Annotated in this window: 18 protein-coding genes; 6 read left to right on the forward strand and 12 right to left on the reverse strand. The window is 60.7% G+C overall.

The window, feature by feature from the left end:
* Positions 1–78 precede the first annotated feature (78 nt).
* Entirely contained in the window at positions 79–948 is an 870-nt protein-coding gene (locus ACOSV0_RS13795) for a class I SAM-dependent methyltransferase (protein WP_434110278.1), read from the forward strand.
* A gap of 319 nt (positions 949–1,267) precedes the next feature.
* Positions 1,268–2,986, forward strand: coding sequence for a 2-isopropylmalate synthase (leuA, locus tag ACOSV0_RS13800; protein ID WP_434106710.1), 1,719 nt, complete (start codon positions 1,268–1,270; stop codon positions 2,984–2,986).
* Positions 2,987–3,453: 467 nt separating this feature from the next.
* Here leuA and ACOSV0_RS13805 read toward each other — a convergent pair whose 3' ends face one another.
* The 8 genes from ACOSV0_RS13805 to ACOSV0_RS13840 form a co-directional block, all read right to left on the reverse strand.
* Positions 3,454–4,227, reverse strand: a complete 774-nt coding sequence (locus ACOSV0_RS13805) for an amino acid ABC transporter ATP-binding protein (protein ID WP_434106711.1) — start codon at positions 4,225–4,227, stop codon at positions 3,454–3,456.
* On the reverse strand, positions 4,227–4,904 hold the full coding sequence (locus ACOSV0_RS13810; protein WP_434106712.1) for an amino acid ABC transporter permease: 678 nt from the start codon (positions 4,902–4,904) through the stop codon (positions 4,227–4,229). The genes ACOSV0_RS13805 and ACOSV0_RS13810 overlap by 1 nt, the downstream gene beginning before the upstream one ends.
* A gap of 22 nt (positions 4,905–4,926) precedes the next feature.
* Positions 4,927–5,709: an amino acid ABC transporter substrate-binding protein gene (locus ACOSV0_RS13815; protein ID WP_434106713.1), complete on the reverse strand. Its 783-nt coding sequence runs from the start codon at positions 5,707–5,709 to the stop codon at positions 4,927–4,929.
* Positions 5,710–6,068: 359 nt separating this feature from the next.
* Complete coding sequence (hydA, locus tag ACOSV0_RS13820) at positions 6,069–7,520, reverse strand: dihydropyrimidinase (protein ID WP_434106714.1); 1,452 nt, start codon at positions 7,518–7,520, stop codon at positions 6,069–6,071.
* Positions 7,521–7,583: 63 nt separating this feature from the next.
* Positions 7,584–9,095, reverse strand: coding sequence for an NCS1 family nucleobase:cation symporter-1 (locus tag ACOSV0_RS13825; protein ID WP_434106715.1), 1,512 nt, complete (start codon positions 9,093–9,095; stop codon positions 7,584–7,586).
* Positions 9,096–9,219: 124 nt separating this feature from the next.
* Positions 9,220–10,560, reverse strand: a complete 1,341-nt coding sequence (preA, locus tag ACOSV0_RS13830) for an NAD-dependent dihydropyrimidine dehydrogenase subunit PreA (RefSeq protein ID WP_434106716.1) — start codon at positions 10,558–10,560, stop codon at positions 9,220–9,222.
* Positions 10,561–10,649: 89 nt separating this feature from the next.
* Positions 10,650–11,999 (reverse strand): NAD(P)-dependent oxidoreductase, encoded by a 1,350-nt coding sequence (locus ACOSV0_RS13835; protein ID WP_434106717.1) that lies wholly within the window; start codon positions 11,997–11,999, stop codon positions 10,650–10,652.
* Positions 12,000–12,158: 159 nt separating this feature from the next.
* Complete coding sequence (locus ACOSV0_RS13840) at positions 12,159–13,439, reverse strand: Zn-dependent hydrolase (protein WP_434106718.1); 1,281 nt, start codon at positions 13,437–13,439, stop codon at positions 12,159–12,161.
* Positions 13,440–13,741: 302 nt separating this feature from the next.
* Between ACOSV0_RS13840 and ACOSV0_RS13845 the strand changes: the two genes are divergently transcribed.
* Positions 13,742–14,506: a TetR/AcrR family transcriptional regulator gene (locus ACOSV0_RS13845; RefSeq protein ID WP_434106719.1), complete on the forward strand. Its 765-nt coding sequence runs from the start codon at positions 13,742–13,744 to the stop codon at positions 14,504–14,506.
* A gap of 81 nt (positions 14,507–14,587) precedes the next feature.
* Here the strand turns inward: ACOSV0_RS13845 and boxA are convergent, their stop codons facing one another.
* From boxA to ACOSV0_RS13865, 4 genes are all read right to left on the reverse strand, one after another.
* Entirely contained in the window at positions 14,588–15,826 is a 1,239-nt protein-coding gene (gene boxA, locus ACOSV0_RS13850) for a benzoyl-CoA 2,3-epoxidase subunit BoxA (protein ID WP_434106721.1), read from the reverse strand.
* Between the two features lie 58 nt (positions 15,827–15,884).
* Positions 15,885–17,312: a benzoyl-CoA 2,3-epoxidase subunit BoxB gene (gene boxB / locus ACOSV0_RS13855; RefSeq protein ID WP_434106722.1), complete on the reverse strand. Its 1,428-nt coding sequence runs from the start codon at positions 17,310–17,312 to the stop codon at positions 15,885–15,887.
* A 108-nt stretch (positions 17,313–17,420) separates the two neighbouring features.
* On the reverse strand, positions 17,421–19,091 hold the full coding sequence (boxC, locus tag ACOSV0_RS13860) for a 2,3-epoxybenzoyl-CoA dihydrolase (RefSeq protein WP_434106724.1): 1,671 nt from the start codon (positions 19,089–19,091) through the stop codon (positions 17,421–17,423).
* 117 nt (positions 19,092–19,208) lie between these two features.
* Positions 19,209–20,213, reverse strand: a complete 1,005-nt coding sequence (locus ACOSV0_RS13865; protein ID WP_434106726.1) for a helix-turn-helix transcriptional regulator — start codon at positions 20,211–20,213, stop codon at positions 19,209–19,211.
* Between the two features lie 184 nt (positions 20,214–20,397).
* Between ACOSV0_RS13865 and ACOSV0_RS13870 the strand changes: the two genes are divergently transcribed.
* The 3 genes from ACOSV0_RS13870 to ACOSV0_RS13880 all read left to right on the forward strand — a co-directional run bounded on the left by ACOSV0_RS13870 (position 20,398) and on the right by ACOSV0_RS13880 (position 24,172).
* Positions 20,398–20,877, forward strand: coding sequence for a DUF4863 family protein (locus ACOSV0_RS13870; protein WP_434106727.1), 480 nt, complete (start codon positions 20,398–20,400; stop codon positions 20,875–20,877).
* Between the two features lie 8 nt (positions 20,878–20,885).
* On the forward strand, positions 20,886–22,484 hold the full coding sequence (locus ACOSV0_RS13875; RefSeq protein ID WP_434106729.1) for a 3,4-dehydroadipyl-CoA semialdehyde dehydrogenase: 1,599 nt from the start codon (positions 20,886–20,888) through the stop codon (positions 22,482–22,484).
* A gap of 95 nt (positions 22,485–22,579) precedes the next feature.
* Positions 22,580–24,172, forward strand: a complete 1,593-nt coding sequence (locus tag ACOSV0_RS13880) for a benzoate-CoA ligase family protein (RefSeq protein WP_434106731.1) — start codon at positions 22,580–22,582, stop codon at positions 24,170–24,172.
* Positions 24,173–24,179: the final 7 nt, after the last annotated feature.

Raw genomic sequence — 24,179 nt, forward strand, 5'->3', positions numbered from 1 at the left:
CGGTTTGCCGCGCAGGCGCATATGAATATGGCGATTGGCGATTTCTTTCCAGGCGGATCGCGGCCGATAATAGGCGCCATGGACACGCCCCCCACTCTCCAGACCCGCGCGCTGCGCTCCACGCTTGCAGCGCTGGGCGCCGCGCTGCTGCTGGCCGCCTGCGCCACCGCGCCGGCATCGCCCCCTCCCACCGCCGCTGATTCTGCCTCGCTCGACGCCGCCCTCTCCGGGCCGCAGCGCAGCGACAGAAACCGGGCACGCGACGTCTATCGCCATCCGAAGGAAACGCTGCAGTTCTTCGGCGTGGCGCCGTCGCAAACCGTGCTGGAAATCGCGCCCGGTGGCGGCTGGTACACGGAAATACTCGCGCCCTATCTGCACGACCACGGCAAGCTGTACGAAGCGCAATACGAGAGCCCGGATGCTGCGTCGGCGGCAGAGGAGCAGGCTGGCCGGGCGCCTTTCGCGCGCAAGCTGGCGGCCACGCCGGCGATCTACGGCAATGTGGTGGTCGGCACCCTGCGAGCGGGCCAGTTCAGCGGCTTTCCGGCCGACGGCAGCGTGGACGAGGTGCTGACCTTCCGCAATATCCACAACTGGATCAAGGATGGCCAGATCGACGCGAACCTGCGCGCCTTTTACGCGGCGCTTAAGCCGGGCGGCGTCCTGGGTGTCGAGGAGCATCGCGCGGCGCCGGGCACTTCCCTGCAACAGACCATCGACAGCGGCTATGTGACCGAAGCCTATGTCATCGAACACGCGCGCGCGGCAGGTTTCGAACTGGCCGGCCAAAGCGAAGTGAACAGCAATCCGCGCGACACGAAAAACTATCCGCATGGCGTGTGGTCCCTTCCGCCCACGTATGAAGGCCACGACGTCGATCGGGCGAAATACGCGGCGATCGGCGAATCGGATCGCATGACGTTGCGTTTCGTGAAACCCAGGTGACAGGCCTGACCGGCGCGGATCCCGGCGCGCCCCGCCGGGATAGGCCCCCGGCCGGCGCGTGCTTCGCCGCCCCGCGCTTGACGCCGTCTTAATAATATGTTCCTATTGCGCACTATGTACCGCGCCCAGACCACCCTATCGCTACTACTAGCCCGCTCTACCGGGCTAGGTCTGCTGCTGCGCGCTTCCATCTGATACACCCGAAGCACCGCTCAATTCCCCAGTAACTGACCCAGCCCCGGTTTCCGACCGGCGGCCATGCTTTGCGTTTTCGTCGTCCGGTCGACACCAGGTTGATCGATCCCAAAGGATGATGAAAATGTTGAAGAACCCTGCTACCAAGTACCACTCGTTCAAGCCCATCAATTTGACCGACCGCCAGTGGCCTTCGCGCGTCATCACGCGTGCACCGATCTGGATGAGCACCGACCTGCGCGACGGCAACCAGGCGTTGTTCGAGCCGATGAACGCGCAACGCAAGATGCGCATGTTCAAGACGCTGGTGCAGATCGGCTTCAAGGAAATCGAAGTCGCATTCCCGTCTGCCTCGCAGACCGACTTCAATTTCGTGCGCGAGTTGATCGAAGGCGGGCATATCCCCGACGACGTCACCATCGAAGTGTTGACGCAAGCTCGAGACGACCTGATCGAACGCACCTTCGAATCCTTGCGTGGCGTACCGCGCGCGATCGTCCATCTGTACAACGCCACTGCGCCGGAATTCCGCCGCATAGTATTCGGCCTCGAAAAGAGCGGCGTGAAAGAACTCGCGCAAAACGCCGCCCGCACGATGAAGCGTCTTGCCGACGCCGCGCCGGAAACGCACTTCACGTTGCAATACAGCCCGGAAGTGTTCAGCGGCACCGAGCTCGAATTCGCCAAGGAAGTATGCGACACCGTATTCGACATCTGGCAACCGACGCCCGAGCACAAAGCGATCGTCAACCTGCCCGCTACCGTCGAAATGGCTACGCCGAATGTCTACGCGGACCAGATCGAATGGATGCACCGCAATCTCGCGCGCCGCGATTCGTTGATCGTTTCCGTGCACCCGCATAACGATCGCGGCACGGCCGTGGCGGCTGCGGAACTGGCGGTGATGGCGGGAGCGGATCGTGTCGAAGGATGTTTGTTCGGCAATGGCGAACGGACCGGCAATGTCGATCTCGTGACGCTTGCGTTGAATCTGTACACGCAGGGTGTCGATCCTGAACTCGACTTTTCGAATATCAATGAAGTCGCGCGGACCGCCGAGGAATGCACGCAGTTGCCGGTGCATCCGCGTCATCCGTATGTCGGCGATCTGGTGTTCACGGCGTTCTCCGGCTCGCATCAGGATGCGATCAAGAAGGGGCTTGCTGTGCAGAAAGCGGATGCGGTTTGGGAAGTGCCCTATATGCCGATCGATCCGAGCGATCTCGGGCGGACTTACGATTCCGTCATTCGTGTGAATAGCCAGTCCGGTAAGGGCGGGATTGCTTACTTGCTCGAGCAGACTTATGGAGTGGTGTTGCCGCGGCGCTTGCAGGTCGATTTCAGCTCTGCTGTGCAGCGGTTTACCGACGCTAGCGGTCAGGAAGTTACGCCTTCGCAGATCTGGGAATTGTTCCAGCAAGAGTATGTGCACACTGCTGCGCCGATTCACTATGTTGGACATAGTCTGTCTGAGCGCGACGGGCGTGAACATATCAAGCTGACGGTCGATGTTCATGGCTCGCGGCGCGTTCTGAGCGGTGAAGGAAATGGGCCGCTTGATGCGTTGATGCATGCTATTGGGGTGCCGGTGCGGATTCAGCACTATGAGGAGCGGGCTTTGACGCAGGGGGCGGATGCGAGGGCTGTTGCTGTCGCGGAGATGGCGGGGGCGGATGTGGTTGGGAGCGCGTTTGGGGTTGGGATTGATGCCAATCTGGTGACGGCTTCGATTCGGGCGGTGATTAGTGGGGTTAATCGCGCTTACGCGCGGGCTCATGTTGAGGCTCAAGGGCGGTTTTTTGAGGTGGCCTTGAGGGATGATGTGGAGGGTTTGGTGGTTTGAGGTTTTTTTTGTTTGATCTGGGTTTTTTTTGTTTGATCTGGGTTTTTTGGTTTTTGGTTGATCTGGATTTTTTGGCCTTTGCTTGAATTGTTTGTGGTTTATTAGCGTTCGCCCCTGTGCGGGGCAGGCACCTACTTTTCTTTGCATGCCGCAAAGAAAAGTAGGCAAAAGAAAGCGGCTCACACCGCTAGCTTATAAGTGGGTCCCCCGCACAGTTGCGGTAGTGGTGCATCTGGAATCTGTGTTCTCGCACATCCAGCGCGAGTGACAAGGGCGTCATACTTCCCGGCTCGCACTATGTGCTCGTCGGAAGGGTCTGCTGGTGAGCCAGGGGCTGCTTTTTGTTTGTCGTAATTTTTTTGAGGGGCGCTTCGGCGCCCTTCTTTTTTTGCTGCGCTGCCTGGTCACGGAGAGGTCCTCGGTCCATCTCTCCATCTTTCCTTCTTCCCGTCTTGTCCTCTCTCTGGTCAGGCCTGCCTTGTCCATTCTTCCGGCAAGCTGTGCGTCAGCGTCGATACGAAACGCTCTGTTTCCGGCTCGCGGGGATTCATGAAAATGTCGCGCGATGGGCCCTGCTCTACCACGACGCCGTTGCTCAGGAACACTACGTCTCGCGCAATTGTCGCGGCAAGACGCAAGTCGTGGGTCGCCATCAACATCGTCATGCCTTCGGTGGCGAGCTGCTTGAGTACTTCCACCACCTCCGCGGCTAGTCCTGGATCGAGTGCCGATGTGGGTTCGTCGCACAACAATACTTCCGGCGACGGCGCCAATGCGCGCGCAATCGCTACGCGTTGTTGCTGTCCGCCAGAAAGCGTCGAGGGCCATGCGTCCGCTTTGTGGGCGATGCCTACTTTCTCGAGTAATTCGTCCGCGCGTACTCGCGCTTTTTCCTTGTCCCACTTCTGGACGGTCAGCAGGCCTTCCATTACGTTCTGGCGCACCGTTAAATGCGGAAACAACTGGAAATTCTGGAACACCATGCCGGTGCGGCGGCGAATGGTCAGCACCGCCTCTCGCGATGGTTTGTGATCGCGGCTGAATTCGAGGCGCTGGTCGCCCAGTTCAAGTGAGCCGGACTCGGGAATTTCCAGCAGGTTTACGCAGCGCAAAAGCGTACTCTTGCCGCTGCCGGATGGACCGATCAGCGCAGTAACGTTACCGGGCGCGAGTTGCAGATCTACCGAATTCAACACCCGGTTCTCGCCGAAGTACTTGTCGATTTTTTCCAGTCGAATCATCAGTTGCTCGCCTGGAAAAGTGCATGACGGCCGAACTTGCGCTCGAGTCGGACCTGCGCGGACGACAATACCGAACTGAACACGAGATAAACGAGTGCCGCTTCGGTGTAGAGAATCAACGGCTCATAAGTCACCGACGCAATCCGCTGCGCCGCCTGGAACACCTCGGGCACCGTCAGTACCGCAGCGAGCGATGTGTCCTTCACCAACGCGATGAACGAGTTCGACAGCGGCGGCAACGCAACGCGTGCCGCTTGTGGCAAGATCGCGCGGCGCAACGCCTGCTCACGCGTCATGCCCATCGAATACGCCGCTTCCCACTGTCCCTTCGGTATCGACTCGATCACGCCGCGTATCACTTCCGAGTTATACGCACCGACATTCAGCGAAAAACCGATGATCGCCGCCGTCAACGGATCAAGTACGATGCCCACGTTCGGCAGGCCGTAGAAAATCACGAACAGTTGCACCAGTAACGGCGAGCCGCGAAACAGCCACACGTAAAAACGCACGCACGCTACCGCCCAGCGCGGTCCGAATAGGCGAATCAGCGCGACGATAAACGCGAGCACGATCCCGATCGCGAACGATGCCAGCGTGAGCGGCACGGTGAAGACGAGCCCCGCATACAGCAGGGGCCACAGCGACTGCGCCATCAGATGCAACCATGCCGGCATGATTCAGCCTCGCAGGTGGCGCTTATTGGGAAACGTCTTTACCGAAATACTTCTGCGAAATCTTGAGGTACGTGCCGTCTTTCCTCATGTCGGCGAGCGCCTTATTGATTGCCGCCTGCAATTCCGGGCTGCCCTTGCGGATCAGCACCGCGGACTTATCGCTGCTGTCAGCCGACGTATCGAGCGCGGCAATCTTCACCTTCGCATCCGGCTTGTGCTTCTTGAAGTCGAGGAACGACAGCGAATCGTTGACGGTGGCGTCGACGCGGCCCGACGTCAACAGATCGATCGATTCGTTGAAGCCCTGCACGGGAATCACCTCCGCGCCGTGCGCGGCCGCGATCTTGCCGAAGTTGCTGGTCAGCGTGTTCGCCGACTTCTTGCCCTTCAGGTCGTCAAAGGTCTTGATCGTCGTGTTGTTCGAACCCACGATCAGCGCGGCGTGCGACGTGATGTACGGGTCCGAGAAATCGTATTTCACCTTGCGCGCGTCGGTGACAGCGACTTCGTTGATCACCGCGTCATAACGGTTCACGTCGAGGCCGGCGATCAATCCGTCCCATTTACCTTCGACGAATTGCGGCTTGACCCCCAGTCGTTTCGCGATCTCCGTGCCGATCTCCACGTCGAAACCGGTCAGCTTGCCGGATTCATCGTGGTACGTGAACGGCGCATAGGTGCCTTCAGTGCCGATCTTGAACACGCCCGCGGACTTGATCTGCGCGAGCTCGTCAGCGGCGAATGCCGGGCTCAGGGTCACCGCTTGCAGCAGCGCGATCAGCAGAATGGAACGAATCGACTTCATCAGGGGGCTCCGTAATGTTTGCTACGTCAGTTGCATGGTTTTGTGTGCGGCATTCCGCCAGCAGTCAAGCCCGGCAGAGTGGGCGGACTGTAGCAAACGGTCTGCGTTTTTACAAAGGATCAGGTTTCCGATCAATATGCGCTTGCGTGCTAAGCGGACAGCCAAGTCGTCTCGTACAACAGCGAATTCGACTTTACAGCAGATATGACAGACGCGGCATGCATCGCACCACGGAACGCGTACCGGGCGCCATCGGGGAAAACGCGGGAGGGTGTCGCCGCAGCGAATGCGCGGCGGTAAAAATAGTCGGCACGGGCGGTACTGCGGGACCGCCCGGCAGATTGCAGATTGCAAACCGCTTACCGTTCCACCGGATGCGGCTCCTTCCGTTTATTGGCAACCCGGATCGCATCGAAGTAAGCCGGATTCGGCGGACGCTTCAGATAGCGCCCCGCGCCACGCACGGCCCGCAGTTCGCCATCGGTCCATGCCAGCGCGCCGCGGGTGAGCGTATGCATCGCCACGCCCTGTACCGTCATCCCTTCGAACACGTTGAAGTCGACCTTCTGATGATGCGTCTTCACCGAAATCGTTTTGCTTGCCTTCGGGTCCCACACGACCAGGTCTGCATCCGCGCCCACCTGTACCGCACCTTTACGCGGATACAGGTTGAAAATCTGCGCGGCATTGGTCGACGTGATGCGCACGAACTCATTCGGCGTGAGACGCCCCGAATTCACACCGTGATGCCAGAGCACCGCCATGCGATCTTCAACGCCGCCGCAGCCATTCGGGATCTTCGTGAAGTCTTCGCGTCCCATCGCCTTCTGCGACGCGCAGAACACGCAGTGATCGGTCGCGGTGGTGTGCAACTGGCCCGCTTGCAGACCATGCCACAACGCCTTGCGATGCTCCGCGGAACGGAACGGCGGACTCATCACGTGCGCCGCCGCACGGGTCCAGTCGGGATCGCGATACACCGCTTCATCGATCACCAGATGGCCCGGCAGCACTTCGCCGAACACCCGAAGCCCTTCGCTACGGGCGCGCGCAATCGCATCGACCGCGTCTTTCGAGGACACGTGGACGATATACACCGGCACGCCCAGCACCTGCGCGATGCGAATCGCCCGATTGGCGGCCTCGCCCTCGACTTCCGGCGGCCGCGACAGCGGATGCGCCTCCGGACCTGTGAAGCCTTTCGCCAGCAACTGACGCTGTAACTGAAACACCAGTTCACCGTTTTCAGCATGCACAGTGGGCAGTGCACCGAGTTCGAGCGAGCGCGAGAAGCTGTTCACGAGCACTTCGTCGTCGGCCATGATCGCATTCTTGTAGGCCATGAAGTGCTTGAAACTCGACACGCCGTGTTCGTGCACGAGCGTGCCCATGTCGCGATAGACCGAATCGTCCCACCACGTCACCGCCACGTGAAAGCCATAATCCGCCGAAGCCTTTTCTGCCCAACCGCGCCATTCCTTGAAGGCCTCCATCAACGGTTGTTTCGGACTCGGAATCACAAAGTCGATGATGCTGGTCGTGCCGCCGGATAAACCCGCGGCCGTACCGGTATAGAAATCGTCGCTCGCCGTCGTGCCCATGAACGGCAATTCCATATGCGTATGCGGATCGATACCGCCGGGCATCACATACTGCCCGCCCGCATCGACGATCGTGGCGCCGGCCGGCGCTTCCAGGTCCACGCCGATCTGCAGGATCGTGCCGCCGTCCTCCGGGTCCGCACACAACACATCCGCACGATACGTGTTCTCCGCGTCGATAATCGTGCCGCCGCGAATCAGGGTCGTCATGTTGCCGCCTCCTTATGAACTGCTGGTTTCGGTGCTACGTATTTCATCTGCCTGGTGCAGGGTTTATGCACCCACCACGCGCGCGCTCGGTCCTTTGCTCAGCTTCATCCACGCGCTGTATACAATCGACGCCAACGCGAGTCCGACAAACCATGCATACGTATAGAGCGTGTTGAAAATCGCCGGCACATTCGGAAACGAGGCCGGAAACGCAGTGTGCAAAAAGCCCGGCAGGTTCGGCAGCACGCCGACCACGAGCGCCACCACCGCGCCGATATTCCAGCCGCCGGTGTAGCTGTACTCGCCATGTTCGTCGAACAGTTCACGCGGGTCCAGCCGCGTGCCGCGAATCAGAAAGTAGTCGACCATCAGAATGCCCGCCACCGGACCGAGCAAGGCCGAGTATCCGACCAGCCACGTGAAGATGTAGCCTTGCGTGGTGGCGAGAATCTTCCACGGCATCATCACAATGGCGATGGTCGCGGTAATCATGCCGCCCACGCGATACGAAATACCCTTCGGCCACAGGCTCGAAAAATCATAAGCCGGGCCGACGAGATTCGCCGCCAGATTGCAGCACATCGTATCCAGCGTCAGGATGATCAGCGCGAGACCGACGCCGATGCCGGTCATACGGCTCGTCAGGTCAATCGGGTCCCAGATCGCCTTCCCGTAGATCACCACGGTCGCCGACGTCACCACCACGGAGATGACCGAAAGCAACGCCATCGGAATCGGCAAACCAATCGACTGGCCGATGATCTGATCGCGCTGTGTTTTCGCAAAGCGTGTGAAGTCGGGGATATTCAGCGCGAGCGTCGCCCAGAAACCCACCATTGCCGTGAGGCCGGGCCAGAACGTCACCCAGAACATGCCCTCTTTCTTACCGCCCGGCACGAACTGCGACGGTGCCGACAGCATCGAGCCGAGGCCGCCCGCCTTCGAGGTGGCCCACCACACCAGTGCGATACACATCACGATCTTGATCGGCGCGGACCAGCTTTCGAGCCAGCGGATCGAATCGGTGCCATGCACGATGAAGTAGATCTGCAACGCCCAGAACACGAGGAAACACGCGAGCTGCGCAAGCGAGATGTCGAGAAATGGCAACGCCGCGCCGTGCAGCGCGTTGCCGGTCAGAATATTCAGCAGCGTGTAGATCGCGCTGCCGCCAAGCCATGTCTGAATGCCGTACCAGCCGCACGCGACGATCGCGCGCAGCATCGCCGGCAGTTTCGCCCCCTGCGTGCCGAAGGAAGAACGCACCAGCACCGCATATGGAATGCCGTGCTTCGCGCCCGCGTGTCCGATCAACAGCATCGGCACCAGCACGATCAGATTGCCGAGCAACACGGTCGCCACCGCCTGCCACGGCGACATGCCCTCTTCCGTCAACCCGGCCGCGAGCATGTACGAAGCGATGTTCATCACCATCCCCACCCAGAGCGCGGCGAAGTGATACCACCTCCACGTGCGCTGTGCGACGCCGGTCGGCGCAAGGTCATCGTTATAAAGACTGCTGCCCTGCGCGCCGGCCGCAAACTGCGGATCGACGGGTTGCGCTGTCTGCTTCATCGAAAGATCTCCACTGATCGTTGAGGCCCGCGCGGCTTCTGCTGGCGCGTCGGGCTTTGAGGGTAAGTTACAGGTTCAGCACAAGCGCATTGCTTCGTTTTCTTTCCTACTGGCAGTTCGTGTTTCAGGCTGCTTTCGCTGCATCAGCCTGCGCATGGGCATGCTCAGTGGTTTCAGCAGCATCCGACTTGTCGCTTTCACCCGCGGCCACACGCGCCGGGTTGTTCGGATGCGTGGTCCAATTTGCGTACTCGCCGCTGTCCACGCGCTCCATCGTGATGCACTGTTCGACCGGGCACACATGCATGCACAGATTGCAGCCGACACATTCGGAGTCCATCACTTCAAAATGCCGGACGCCAGCTTTTTCTTTCATGATCGCCTGGTGCGCGGTGTCTTCGCACGCGATATGGCAAAGGCCGCACTGGATGCACTTATCCTGATCGATACGTGCCTTGATATCGTATTTGAGGTTCAGGTACTTCCAGTCGGTCACGTTCGGCACGGCGCGGCCGCGAATGTCGTCGAGTGTCGCGTAGCCTTTTTCGTCCATCCAGTTCGAGAGGCCATCCGTGAGATCGGAAACGATACGGAATCCATAGTGCATTGCCGCCGTGCAGACCTGCACGCTGCCCGCGCCAAGCACCATGAACTCGGCCGCATCGCGCCACGTCGAAATGCCGCCGATGCCGGAGATCGGCAGATTGGGGGTTTCCACGTCGCGCGCAATTTCAGCCACCATGTTCAACGCGATCGGCTTCACTGCCGGACCGCAGTAGCCGCCGTGCGTGCCTTTGCCGTCGACCATCGGCAACGGCGACATGGCATCGAGATCCACCGCAACGATAGAGTTGATGGTGTTGATCAGCGACACGCCGTCCGCCCCGCCTTTATAAGCCGCACGCGAACCCAGGCGGATGTCGCTGATATTCGGCGTGAGCTTGACGAGGCATGGCAGCTTCGTGCCTTCCTTGACCCAGCGCGTGACCATCTCCACATATTCGGGCACCTGGCCCACGGCCGCGCCCATGCCGCGTTCGCTCATCCCATGCGGGCAGCCGAAATTCAGTTCGACCGCATCGGCGCCGGTGTCTTCGACGAGCGGCAAAATCCACTTCCAGTCGCGTTCGTTGCACGGCACCATCAGCGAAACGATCATCGCGCGATCCGGCCAGTCACGTTTGACCTGGGTGATTTCCTTGAGGTTGACGTCGAGCGGACGGTCAGTGATCAGTTCGATATTGTTCAGGCCCGCGATGCGCTGGCCATTCCATTGCACTGCACCGTAGCGCGAGCTGACGTTCACTACATGCGGGTCGAGGCCCAGTGTTTTCCACACCACGCCGCCCCAGCCCGCTTCGAACGCGCGGTTCACGTTATAGGCTTTGTCGGTCGGTGGCGCGGAGGCAAGCCAGAAAGGATTCGGCGACGTAATGCCGGCAATCGTACAGCGCAGATCGGCCATGTTCGGCTCCTTGGGGACTGCTGTTTTTTATCTGGTGAATACGTAACTTAAGTGGCTTAAGCGGTTTCGGTTGCTCACGCGACTCAGGCTCAGGCGGCTTTGACCGCCGTGCGGGCAAACTGAGCGTCAATCGCGGCGGCGGCGATCTTGCCGTCCTGCACCGCTTGTACCGTCAGATCGATCCCGCCAGTCGCCGCGCAATCGCCACCCGCCCATACGCCGGACAACGAAGTTTGTCCGTTTGCGTCGACCGCGATACGGCTTCCATCAAGCGTCAACAGTTCTCGCTCAATGCCGACCGGCACCAGCGTTTGCCCGATTGCTTTGAGCACCATGTCGGCCTCCACTACAAAGCGCTCCTGACTGCCATCGCCTAACGTGCGCTCGAATTCGACACCCGTCACCACGCCGCCCTCTCCGATCAAACGCATAGGCGTTGCGTGCGTGACGAGCGTAACGCCGTTGGTTTGCGCGAAATCGCGTTCGGCCCACGTCGCGCTCATCGATTCGACACCGCGCCGATACACCATCGTCACCGAGGTCGCGCCGAGTTTGTGGCTTTGCACGGCGGCATCCACTGCCGTATTGCCGCCGCCGATCACGACGACCCGGCGGCCCACCGGCACCGTGCCGAAATCAGTCGCGGTGCGTACCTGTTCGATGAAATCCACTGCGTTCATCACGCCGCTCAGGTCCTCGCCTTCCATCGCCAATGCGCGCACGCCCGTGAGGCCGATCGCGAGGAAAACCGCATCGTGCTGCTTGCGCAGCGTATCGAGATCCACGTCACGTCCAAGCGCGACACCGTGCCTGATCTCAATGCCACCGATCGAACATAGCCACGCCACTTCCTTCTGCGCAAAATCGTCGACGGTTTTATAGGCGGCAATGCCGTATTCGTTCAGACCGCCCGCCTTCTCGTGAGCGTCGTAAATGGTCACGTTATGGCCGGCCAATGCAAGCCGATGCGCACACGCAAGTCCAGCCGGTCCCGCACCGACCACCGCGACATGCCGCCCCGTTTCGGCCGCACGCTTGAACAGCGCTTCACCGCGCGCCATTGCCCAATCGGTCGCGTGGCGTTGCAGCGCGCCGATCGCCACCGGCTTCGCATCCTGATGGTTACGCACGCAAGCGCCCTCGCAAAGAATCTCGGTCGGGCAAACGCGCGCGCACATGCCGCCCATCGGATTCGCCGAGAGAATGTCCACAGCGGCGCCCTTCAGATTGCCGTTGCTGATCTTGCGAATAAAACTGGGAATGTCGATCTGGGTCGGACACGCGTTCACGCATGGCGCGTCGTAACAATAGTGACACCGGCTCGCCGCCGCGGCCGCGGCACTCGCGTCGAGCAACGGCGCGATGTCGGAGAATTCGCATGACAGTTGATCGGCCGATAGGCGTTGAGCCGCAATATCGCCGGTTTGCTTGATGGCCATACACGATCCTTCTTCGATGTGAGGACGTAGCCGGTCCCGCCGGCTGCGCCGAAGCGGAGCCGGGGCGGCATGTTTTATGGGTACTACGGTGAGGCTGGGGAATCGCTAAAACTCGCAACGACCCCGCAACCACAACCCGCTACAGCTACCGCTAACGTGTTATGAAACCGGCTCGCACGCTCGTTCGAGCATCGCGTGCAACAAGACGTTCGCGCCCGCTTCGATCCATTCGAAGGTGGCGTCCTCGATCTCGTTGTGACTGATTCCGTCGACGCACGGCACGAACACCATCGAAGTCGGCGCGACTTGCGAGAGATAGCAGGCGTCGTGTCCCGCACCGGACACCATGTTGCGATGCGGATAGCCAAAGCGTTCGGCCGCAGCGCGTACCGATTTCACGCAGGCCTCGTCGAAAGCGACCGGCGCGTAGTAAAAGATCTGCTCGAGTTCCGTTTCCAGACCGATCGTGCTCGTGATCTTCTCCACACCCTCGCGCAACGCGGCATCCATCTTCGCGAGCACCGCGTCATCGGGATGACGAAAATCGACTGTGAAGAACACGCGCCCTGGAATCACATTGCGTGAGTTCGGATAGACCTGCATCATGCCGACCGTCGCGCAACCGAACGGCGCGTTATCCAGCCCGATGCGATTGACCAGATCGACCACGCGTGCAGCGCCCAGCAAGGCATCGCGACGGCGCGGCATCGGCGTCGGACCCGCATGCGCCTCCTGCCCTGTCAACGTGATCTCATACCAGCGCTGACCTTGCGCATCGGTCACCACACCAATGGTTTTTTGCTCGGCCTCGAGAATCGGCCCCTGTTCGATATGCAATTCGAACGCGGCATGCAAGGGACGGCCGCCACAAGGCGCATCGCCCGCATAGCCGATGCGTTTGAGTTCCTCGCCGATGGTCTTGCCGTCAACGTCCTTGCGCGAAAGGCCGTAGTCCAGCGTAAAGACACCGGCGAATACACCCGAGGCAACCATTGCGGGCGCGAAGCGCGAGCCTTCCTCATTGGTCCAGATCACCACTTCGACAGGATGCTCGGTCTCGATACCGTGATCGTTCAGACTGCGGATCACTTCGAGTCCGCCGAGCACGCCGTAGATGCCGTCGAAGCGGCCGCCGGTCGGCTGCGAGTCCGCATGCGAGCCGGTCACGACCGGCAACGCATCGGGATTGCGCCCGGCACGGCGCATGAATACATTGCCCATCTGATCGACCGTGACGGTGCAACCCGCCTCCTTCGCCCAACTGACGATCAGGTCGCGCCCCTGTTTATCGAGGTCGGTCAGCGCCAGCCGGCACACGCCGCCTTTGGGCGTCGCGCCGATCTTCGCCATGGTCATCAGGCTGTCCCACAGCCGCTTGCCGTCGACCTTGATCGACGTAGCTGGCGCCGCTTGTTTCAGCGCTTCGGATACCGCGTTCATTCGTCTCGCTCCTTTCGGTGAACCGACATGAAACTGGTGCATTGGCGGCGAGTTTTGGGGCGTGGCCGCACGGTGGCGGTGCACACTCGACACCCTGGATCGCGTCTCGTACAGAGGGCAAACCCCAGGGCATCTCCCGCTCTCTCAATCCTGTCCAGTTGGACAGGTTGTAGACGATTAAGCTCGCCAAATCAACACCTTTCGTACGGTGGAAAACATAGCGAGAAGCGTGCCATTGCATTGCAACACGCATTTTTCGATGCCATTGAATGCGCGTGTCCATCCGCGCTCAAACGACTAGAATGAAGCGCGACGCGGCACACATGCCGATGAAGGCCAACATGAGAGACGACAACGTGGCTGCCGACATCACGGAAACCGACGAAACACAGGACGAAACTCGCGCACCTTTGCGGCGGCGCAAGGCGCACATTCGCGAGTCGAACGAAGCGCATTTATTGGCTTGCGCCGAAGCGGTTTTCGCGGAGCGAGGACTCGACGGAACCAGCACGGCGATGATCGCGGAACGCGCAGGCTTACCGAAAGCTAACCTGCATTACTACTTCCCGACAAAACTCGCGTTGTACCGGCGTGTACTGGAAGACCTGTTCGAAGACTGGCACCGCGCGGCGGATACGTTCGAAAGCAGCGACGATCCGGTCGAGGCGATCAGCGGATACGTACGCGCGAAAATGGAGTTGTCGCGCCGCCGGCCTTTGGGTTCGAAGGTGTGGGCGAGTGAGATCATCCACGGCGCGGAGCATATGGAGGACATTCTCACGGGGCGCGTCAAGCCGTGGCTCGACAGCCGCGTGAAGGTGATCGACAACTGGATTGCGCGCGGGCTGCTGGCGCCGGTGAATGCGCAAACGCTGATGTATATGATCTGGGCGACCACCCAGCATTACGCCGACTTCGATGCGCAGATTCGCGCGCTTAAAGGCAAACGCGCATTGACGCAGAAGGCGTTTGAGGCGACGACGGAGGAAGTCGTGCAGTTGATCATTCGGGCATGTGGAGCCGTCTCGCCGGCACAGCACGAAGACGGCGTGGACCCGTCGAGATAAAAAGAAAAAAACCCGGCTGCGCTCTTTTAATGGCAGCCGGGCTTTCGTACGATTGCGTTGAACCTCTCGCGGTTTAGCGGTTCAATACGTCTCCAGATGCAGCCGCCCTTCCCGCTTCAGCTTCATCCATAGCGCTTCCCAGTCGAGCTGGTGCTGCTCACCAATTTCCTTGAGCGCCTGCAACACGCCATCTTCCATCCCCTTCAACCCGCACACGTAGATATGCGTGTTGTCGTCCTTGAGCATGTGCGCGACGTCGACCGCGCGCTCGCGCATCGCATCCTGCACGTAGCGCTTAGGCTGACCCGGTGTGCGCGAAAACGCCAGATTCGTGTCGATGAAATCCTTGGGCAGATTCGTCAGCGGCCCGAAATACGGCAACTCTTCTTTCGTGCGTGCACCGAAGAACAGCATCAGCTTGCCCGTCGCGCCCTTCAGCCGACGCCGCCTGCGGTACTCAGTCATCGCGCGCATCGGCGCTGAGCCGGTGCCCGTGCAAATCATCAGCAGATGCGAGTTCGGATGATTCGGCATCAGGAAGGTACCACCGAACGGGCCTATCACGCTGACCACGTCGCCCTTCTTCAGATCGCACAGATAATTCGAGCAGACACCATCGAGTGCATCGCCGTGCTGCTGGGACACGCGCTTCACGGTGAGGGAAACATTGTTATAGCCGGGCCGCTCGCCGTCGCGCGGGCTCGCAATTGAATACTGCCGTGCGTGATGCGTGCGGCCGTCCGCTGTCGCGCCCGGCGGCAGGATGCCGATCGACTGGCCCTCCAGCACAGGAAAAGGCATCGAGCCGAAATCGAGCACAATATGATGGATATCGCTATCGGTCGAGCCGTCGGTGAGACGGTAGTTGCCCACCACCGTCGCGGTAGTCGGCTCCTTGTGCGTATAGAGATTCACGTACGGTTTCGCGGCGGACCATGGCGGCACAACCGACCCGCGCACAGTATCGACGTCAATACCGCTCGCTTCTGCCGGTGTATCGCCCGACGATCCCGCTGCGGCGTCTTCCACGGCCGGTACGGCCATGGTGTTCTGCTCGGGCAACACGTCCCACTTGAACTGCTCGTCGATGGGATACGCATCGGCTTTCAGTACCGTGCGCCAGTTATCGATCGCGCCGGTCGGACACGGCGGCACGCACGCCATGCAACCGTTGCAGACGTCCGCCTTGACTACATAATTGTTCTCGTCGTGCGTGATCGCATCGACCGGGCAAGTCTCTTCGCAGGTATTGCAGCGAATGCAGATTTCCGGATCGATCAGATGCTGCCTGAGAACTTCGATCGATACTGGGCCGTTCATGACTTCCTCCACCCTATATTCGTGCGAATACGGCGCCGCACGTTTTTAATCGCCGTACTCAGTTAAAGCGCACGTATTCGAAATCGACCGGCTGACGGTTCACGCCCATCGCAGGCGGCGCAATCCAGTTCGCGAACTTGCCTGGCTGAGTGACGGGTCCCATCAACGATGCGACATATGCACGGTCTTCCGGCGTCGCGAGCCACTTCGCTTCATTCGCAGCCCATTCGGTCTCGCTGACAACGCGGCCATCCGGTGAAACGCGGGTACCCGCAAATGTGCCGATCTGCCGGTTGAACGCTTTGTGCGGCACCGTCATACGGAAATCGATGCCGGCTTTTTCGAGCACCTTGTTCCAGCGGCCGACACCCGCCACCGAATCTTTAATATAGTCGTCGCGCAGTACTTCGTTCATTGCGTTGAGCATCGGCACTTCACGCTCCACCAGCTTACCGTCCTGCACATCGAGCAGCTTATAGCTCTGACCGTTCAATTGATGATCGTCGTCGCGCTTGTTCTCTTCATAGCGGCCCTTCAAACCCGAGCTATAGAACGTGGCCGCATTCGAGGAATGATCGGCGCCGAACAGGTCGATCGTCACCGAATAGTGGAAGTTAAGATAACGCTGAATGGTCGGCAGATCGATCACGCCGGCCGCGCGAATCTTTGCGACGTCGTCCGTGCCCAGTTCGTTCATCACTTGCGCGGTGCGCTGAATCACGCGCGACACACCCGATTCGCCGACGAACATGTGATGCGCTTCTTCGGTCAGCATGAACTTCGTGGTACGCGCCAGCGGATCGAAACCCGACTCGGCGAGCGCCGACAACTGGAACTTGCCGTCGCGATCGGTGAAGTACGTGAACATGTAGAACGCGAGCCAGTCCGGCGTTTTCTCGTTGAAGGCGCCGAGAATGCGCGGATTGTCTTCGTCGCCCGAACGGCGGCCGAGCAGTGCTTCGGCTTCCTCGCGTCCATCGCGGCCGAAGTAACGGTGCAACAGATACACCATGGCCCACAGGTGGCGCCCTTCTTCCACATTCACCTGAAACAGGTTGCGCAGATCGTACATCGACGGCGCGGTCAGACCCAGATGCCGTTGCTGCTCGACCGAAGCCGGTTCCGTATCGCCTTGCGTCACGATGATGCGGCGCAGATTCGCGCGATGCTCGCCGGGCACGTCCTGCCACGCGGCCTCACCCTTGTGCTCGCCGAAATGAATCTTGCGGTCCTGCTCGCCCGGCGTGAGGAAAATGCCCCAGCGATAATCCGGCATCTTCACGTGATCGAAATGCGCCCAGCCGCCCGCGTCGACGCTCACCGCCGTGCGCAGATACACGTCGTAGCCATGCGAGCCTTCCGGGCCCATATCGCCCCACCACGACAGAAAATTCGGCTGCCACTGTTCGAGCGCGCGTTGCAATGCGCGGTCGTCGGCGAGATTGACGTTGTTCGGAATCTTTTCGCTGTAGTTGATCGTAGACATGGTCGGTTCCTTGGTCGGAAACTGCAGTGCTTGAGTATGAGAGGCGCGTATCAGGCAGGCGGCGTTGCGTTCAGTTGCGTTGCGTTACGTCGCGTCGCGTCGAAAGGATCAAACGCGCGAGACGTCGAATTGCGCCTTGCTGCCCTTGCCGTACACCTTGAGCGCACCCTTCTCGCCCACTGCGTTCGGCCGGTTGAAAATCCAGTTCTGCCAGGCGGTGAGACGGCCGAAAATACGCGTCTCCATCGTTTCCGGGCCGTTGAAGCGCAGATTCGCTTCGAGGCCGGTCAATGCATCCGGCGACATCGCCGTACGTTCTTCGAGCGCGATGCGAATTTCGTCGGCCCAATCGATATCGTCCGGCGACGCGGTCACGAGACCCAGGCGCTCGGCTTCAACGGGCTTGATCGCCTGGCCGATCTTCGAGCGCACGGCATCGAGCGGTTCGGCTTCTTCATAGAAGCGGCGAGCAAGACGTGATTGATGCGTGACCATCGGATAGAGACCGAAGTTGACTTCCGACAGCGTGATCGCCGGTTCTTCGTCTTCGTTACTCGGCAGTGCCGCCATATAGCTGCGGTCGCAGGCGAAGGCGAGCTCCGCGAAGGTGCCCGCAAAGCACGAGCCCGGCTCGATCAGCGCGAACAGCGAACGCGACGATACGTCGATACGCGCCAGCGTGCGGCGCAGCAAGCCGATGGTTTCGCGCACGAACCAGTGGTCCTTGTGCTGCATCAGCGTGGCGTCGGCGGCGAGCAGGTTGCGGGCGTCGCCTTCAGTCTTGAAGACCCACGTGCCGACCTCGAGCTCGTTAGTGCGCATCGACAGGATCGCATCGTCGAGTTCGCGGGCGAACTGCAGCGGCCACCAGCTCGTGCCCGCCGCGACGATCGCGTCGATCTCCGTGGGTTGTCCCGCTTGCGGCGCTTTCGCCGTGAAGGTGGCAATGCGTTTCGCACGATCGATCGTCACGTCGAGCGTTTTATAAGTCAGGCCGTCTTCGCGCTCGGTGCGTTCGATACGCGTGAGCATCACGCCTTGCGCGTCCGACGGGCGATCGCTTTGTTCGGCGAGTTCGAGCGCACGGGCCTGAATCGTCTGATCGAACTGATTCGGCTTCACGACTTCATCCACGAGACGCCATGCTTTCGCACGCTCACCGCGAATGCCTTCGACCACCGTGCAGAAGATGTCCGCGCGATCGTGACGCACTTTGCGTTTGTCGGTAACACGCGTCAGGCCGCCCGTGCCCGGCAGCACACCCAGCAGGGGCACTTCCGGCAGCGATACCGACGACGAGCGGTCATCCACCAGATAGATTTCGTCGCAAGCGAGCGCGAGTTCGTAACCGCCGCCGGCGCATGCACCGTTCACGGCAGCGAGAAACTTCAGACCTGAATGACGCGACGAGTCTTCGAGACCATTGCGCGTTTCGTTGGTGAACTTGCAGAAGTTGACCTTCCACGCATGCGTCGACAGACCCAGCATGAAGATGTTCGCGCCCGAGCAGAACACGCGGTCCTTCAGGCTCGTCAGCACCACCGTTTTGACTTCGGGATGCTCGAAACGGATGCGTTGTATCGCGTCATGCAGTTCGATGTCGACGCCGAGGTCGTACGAATTCAGCTTCAGCTTGTAGCCGTCGCGGATACCGCCGTCCTCAGCGATATCGATGCCGAGGGTCGCAACCGGACCGTTGAAACTCAGCTTCCAATGCTTGTACTGCGAGGGATCGGTGCGGTAGTCGACCGGCGCGATTGCGGTTTCTGCTGTGGACATGGGGCGTCTCCTGACTGGACGATGCAAAACTTGTTTTTTGAACAATAGTGCATCGTCAAACCCATGTAAAGCACTTTAGTGCATGTTTGCTAGTAAACCCTGGCGTCGTACTGCATTTCAGCTCAGCCGTGCTTCGTCCGGCGATTCCGCCGCGAGCCTTGCCGCAAGCCGGTCTCGCAACTGCAAATAGGCGTCGGCCAAGGTTTGCTCGCTGGTGTCGAAGGTCATGTCGGCACGGCCGTACAGCTCGCTACGCCCGGCCAGGATGCGCTTCAGGTCATCCATCGCTTCCTTGTTGCCGGACATCGGCCGCAGGTCGCCTTGTGCGACGACACGGCGCATATGCTCCTCCGGCGTGGCTTGCAGCCATACGGTGAAACAGTGGGACAGCAGCGCATTGAAGGTGCCCGACTCCGACACCAGGCCGCCCGGCGACGCGATCACCGCGCGCTCATGCTCCTGAATCACCGCCTCGAGGGCCCGATGCTCATAGCGCCGGTAAGCGCTCGCGCCGTAGAGCGAATGAATCTCCGACGGCGGGCAGCCCGCGAGTTGCTCGATCACGCGCGTGAGTTCGACGAACGGCACCTTGCGCTCCTGCGCCAGCATCCGTCCAAAGGTCGACTTGCCCGCGCCGCGCAGGCCGATCAGCGCAATCCGGTCCTTGCGATGCGGGTCGCGCGGCGCCTGCGCGAACATGTCGGCCAACGCCACCCGTGCGCGTTGCAAGGCCGCCTGGTCGCGCCCCTGCAGCAGTTCGCGGATCAGCAGCCACTCAGCGGAGGCCGTGGTTTCGTCGCCGATCACTTCGGCCAGCGGGCAGTTCAGCGTCGCCGCGATCTGCCGCAACACCAGTACCGACGCATTTCCCACTCCCGATTCCAGATTCGCCAGATGACGCTCCGACAAACCGGTTTCAGTCGCCAGCGTCTTGCGCGTCATGCCGCGGCGCGCGCGCAGCAGGCGCACGCGATCTCCCATCGCCGTCAGGAAAGGATCGCGTTCCTCGCGCTCGCCGACACGCTCCGCCCCGCTCTCGGCCCCGCGGTTGGCCCCAGCGGCGCGGCTTGCATCCTCATCAGCCGGATCGTCCAGCGGCGCGGAAGAGTAATTTTGGTTCATGTTTAACTGCCCCTTGAATACGTTACATGTACTATAGTGCTTGACAGGGTCTTGGTGAACGGTTAATTTTCGCCAAATATTGATCCAATAACAAACGCTGTCGAGGTTTTTCGGCAGCGTCACGGAAACAGCGCAACAACACGTATGAATTAAGGTGCGTGTGCGCGCCGATCTGGAGGCTCGCATGTCCCCACATGACTTCCAACGCCTGATTGCGGGCGTGACAGAGCAACTCGCCGGCCGGCCGCTCGACGGCACGCTGGCCACGTGGCTCAACGACACTTATCCCGCGGACGGTCCGACTTTCCGCGATCTGTCGAATGCCTGCCGCAGCGGCGTGGCCGAAGGCTGGCTGTGCAACCGCGAAGGCGGCGGCATTCGCTATGGCCGGATCTTCAAGGCCTTGCCGGAGACCCACGGCTTTTCCGTCGACGTGGTTGATATGAAGGATATTGCCGGCCCGCATCATGTTCACCCGAACGGCGAAATCGATCTGATCATGCCGCTCACCGAAGGCGCCACCTTCGACGGTCATCCGGCCGGCTGGTGCGTGTACGGCCCCGGCAGCGCGCATCGTCCAACCGTCGCGAATGGGCAGGCGCTGGTGCTGTATCTGCTGCCGCAAGGCGCGATCGAATTCACTCCCGCCTCCCCCTCCGCCTGAGACTTGTCATGACCGAACTATTGAAAAATTACGTTGCCGGCGAGTGGATCGCGGGAGGCGGCGAAGGTGTGACGCTAACCGACCCGGTCACCGGCGTGGCGCTTGTGCGCGTGTCGAGCCAGGGCCTGGATCTCGCTCGCGCATTCGGCTTCGCTCGAGAAGAAGGCGGCGCGGCTTTACGTGAGCTGACCTATGCGCAGCGCGCCGCGCGTCTTGCCGAGATCGTCAAACTGCTGCAGGCCAAGCGCGACGATTACTATGCAATCGCGACCGCGAACTCTGGTACGACGCGTAATGATTCGGCGGTCGATATCGACGGTGGAATCTTCACGCTGTCGTATTACGCGAAACTCGGCGCATCGCTCGGCGAGGTACATGCGCTGCGTGACGGCAACGCTGTCTCGTTGAGCAAAGACCAATCGTTCAGCACGCAGCATGTGCTCACGCCGACACGCGGCGTCGCGCTCTTCATCAACGCGTTCAATTTTCCGTCGTGGGGCTTGTGGGAGAAAGCGGCGCCCGCGTTGCTATCCGGCGTGCCCGTCATCATCAAGCCCGCTACGGCAACGGCATGGCTCACGCAAAAAATGGTTGCCGACGTGGTCGACGCCGGCATTCTGCCGCCTGGCGCGTTGTCCGTCATCTGCGGTAGTTCAGCGGGTCTGCTCGATCAGATTCAGACATTCGACGTGGTGTCGTTCACCGGCTCCGCGCAAACCGCCGCAACCTTGCGCGCGCACCCGGCTTTCGTCGAGCGCGGAGCGCGTCTGAATGTCGAAGCCGACAGTCTCAACAGCGCCATTCTCTGTGCCGATGCAACGCCCGAGACGCCGGCCTTCGACCTGTTCATCAAGGAAGTGGTGCGCGAAATGACCGTGAAGTCCGGTCAGAAATGCACGGCGATCCGGCGCGCGTTCGTGCCGGAAGCATCGCTCGAAGCGGTACTGGATGCACTCAAAGCAAAGCTCGCGACAATAAGCGTCGGCAATCCGCGCAACGACGCGGTGCGGATGGGTTCACTCGTGAGCCGCGAGCAATACGAGAATGTACTGGCCGGTATTGCCGCGTTACGCGAGGAAGCCGTGCTCGCGTATGACGGCTCGGCTGCGCCGCTTATCGATGCCGAGGCCACGATTGCGGCCTGCGTCGCGCCGCATCTATTCGTCGTCAACGATCCCGATAGCGCAACGCTGCTGCACGATGTCGAAGTGTTCGGACCGGTGGCAACCGTGGCGCCTTATCGCGTCGCCGCCGCGGCAAACGGCACGCTCCCCGAAGCGCACGCCGTCGCACTCGCGCGACGCGGCCAGGGCTCGCTCGTCGCGTCGATCTATTCGAACGACGACGCACATCTCGGCCGCCTCGCGCTGGCGCTCGCCGATTCGCATGGGCGCGTGCATGCGATCTCGCCTTCAGTCCAGCAGAGTCAAACCGGCCATGGCAACGTGATGCCGATGTCACTGCATGGCGGACCGGGCCGCGCGGGTGGCGGCGAAGAACTCGGCGGCCTGCGTGCATTGGGTTTCTATCACAGACGCTCGGCCGTCCAGGCATCGAGCGCGGCAATCGACGCACTGACGCAAACCACACATTTGCCCACGGCGTAACCGCACAAGTCAAGCATCAAGCAATGAGGTAGCAAGCATCGAGCGGCTCACGAGCACATAACCGCCGGACCGCCCCCACCTGATGGAGGAGACATATGGAAGCCCTGCTGGAACCGGCTGCGAATCAGCCCGCCGCGACGGTCGAACCGCCACCCGCGGTATTTAACTTCGCGGCCTATCTGTTCCGACTGAATGAATCGCGCGCCGCCAAAACCGCTTATATCGACGACACCGGCACCACCACTTACGGCGAACTCGAAGAAAGGGCCCGGCGTTTCGCAAGCGCATTGCGCACGCTCGGCATCCATCCGGAAGAACGCGTACTGCTGGTGATGCTCGATACCGTCGAGCTGCCGATCGCATTTCTCGGCGCGCTCTATGCGGGCGTCGTGCCGGTCGTTGCGAATACGCTGCTCACCGCGGCCGACTACGTGTATATGCTGACGCACAGCCACGCGCGTGCCGTGATCGCATCGGGCGCCTTGCTGCCGAATGTCACGCAGGCGATGGCTACCGCCGAACACGACGGTTGCCAGTTGATCGTTTCACAGCCGCCCGAAGGCGTGCCTTTGACCGCGCCGTTACTTAAAGATCTGATCTATGCGGCCACACCGGCCATCAAGGCACCCGCAACAGGTTGCGACGATATCGCGTTCTGGCTGTATTCGTCGGGTTCGACCGGCAAACCGAAAGGCACCGTCCATACGCATGCGAATCTGTACTGGACTGCCGAACTGTACGCGAAGCCGATTCTTGGCATTGTCGAAAGCGATGTGGTTTTCTCCGCGGCCAAATTGTTCTTTGCGTATGGCCTGGGCAACGGTCTGACGTTTCCGCTTTCGGTCGGCGCCACGGCCGTATTGATGGCGGAGCGTCCCACTGCCGAGGCCATTTTTTTGCGCCTCGTACAGCATCGCCCAACCATCTTCTACGGCGTACCGACGCTCTACGCGAGCATGCTCGTGTGCCCTAACCTGCCCGCGCGCGCCGACGTCGCGATGCGTGTGTGCACGTCGGCGGGCGAAGCGCTGCCGCGCGAAATTGGCGAGCGCTTTACTGCACACTTCGGTTGCGAGATTCTCGACGGTATCGGCTCGACCGAAATGCTGCATATCTTCCTGTCGAATCGCGCGGGCGCGGTCGAATACGGCACCACAGGACGTCCGGTGCCCGGCTATGAAATCGAACTGCGCGACGAAGCGGGTCATCCGGTGCCTGACGGCGAAGTCGGCGATCTGTATATCAAAGGACCGAGCGCGGCACTGATGTACTGGAGCAATCGCGAGAAGTCGCGTGCGACGTTCCTCGGCGAATGGATTCGCAGCGGCGATAAGTACTGCCGTCTCGCGAACGGCTGCTACGTGTATGCGGGCCGCAGCGACGACATGCTGAAAGTAAGCGGCCAGTATGTATCGCCCGTCGAAGTGGAAATGGTTCTGGTGCAACACGATGCGGTACTGGAAGCCGCGGTGGTTGGCGTAGATCACGGCGGCCTCGTCAAGACCCGCGCGTTCGTGGTGCTGAAGCGTGAATTCGCGCCGTCTGAGATACTCGTGGATGAGTTGAAGGCCTTCGTCAAGGAACGGCTCGCGCCGCATAAGTATCCGCGCGATATTTTATTCGTCGACGATTTGCCGAAAACCGCTACCGGCAAGATTCAACGCTTCAAACTGCGCGAACTGTCATAAGGTGATC

It is taken from the genome of Paraburkholderia caffeinilytica (assembly GCF_051027425.1).
GTDB lineage: Bacteria > Pseudomonadota > Gammaproteobacteria > Burkholderiales > Burkholderiaceae > Paraburkholderia > Paraburkholderia caffeinilytica_A.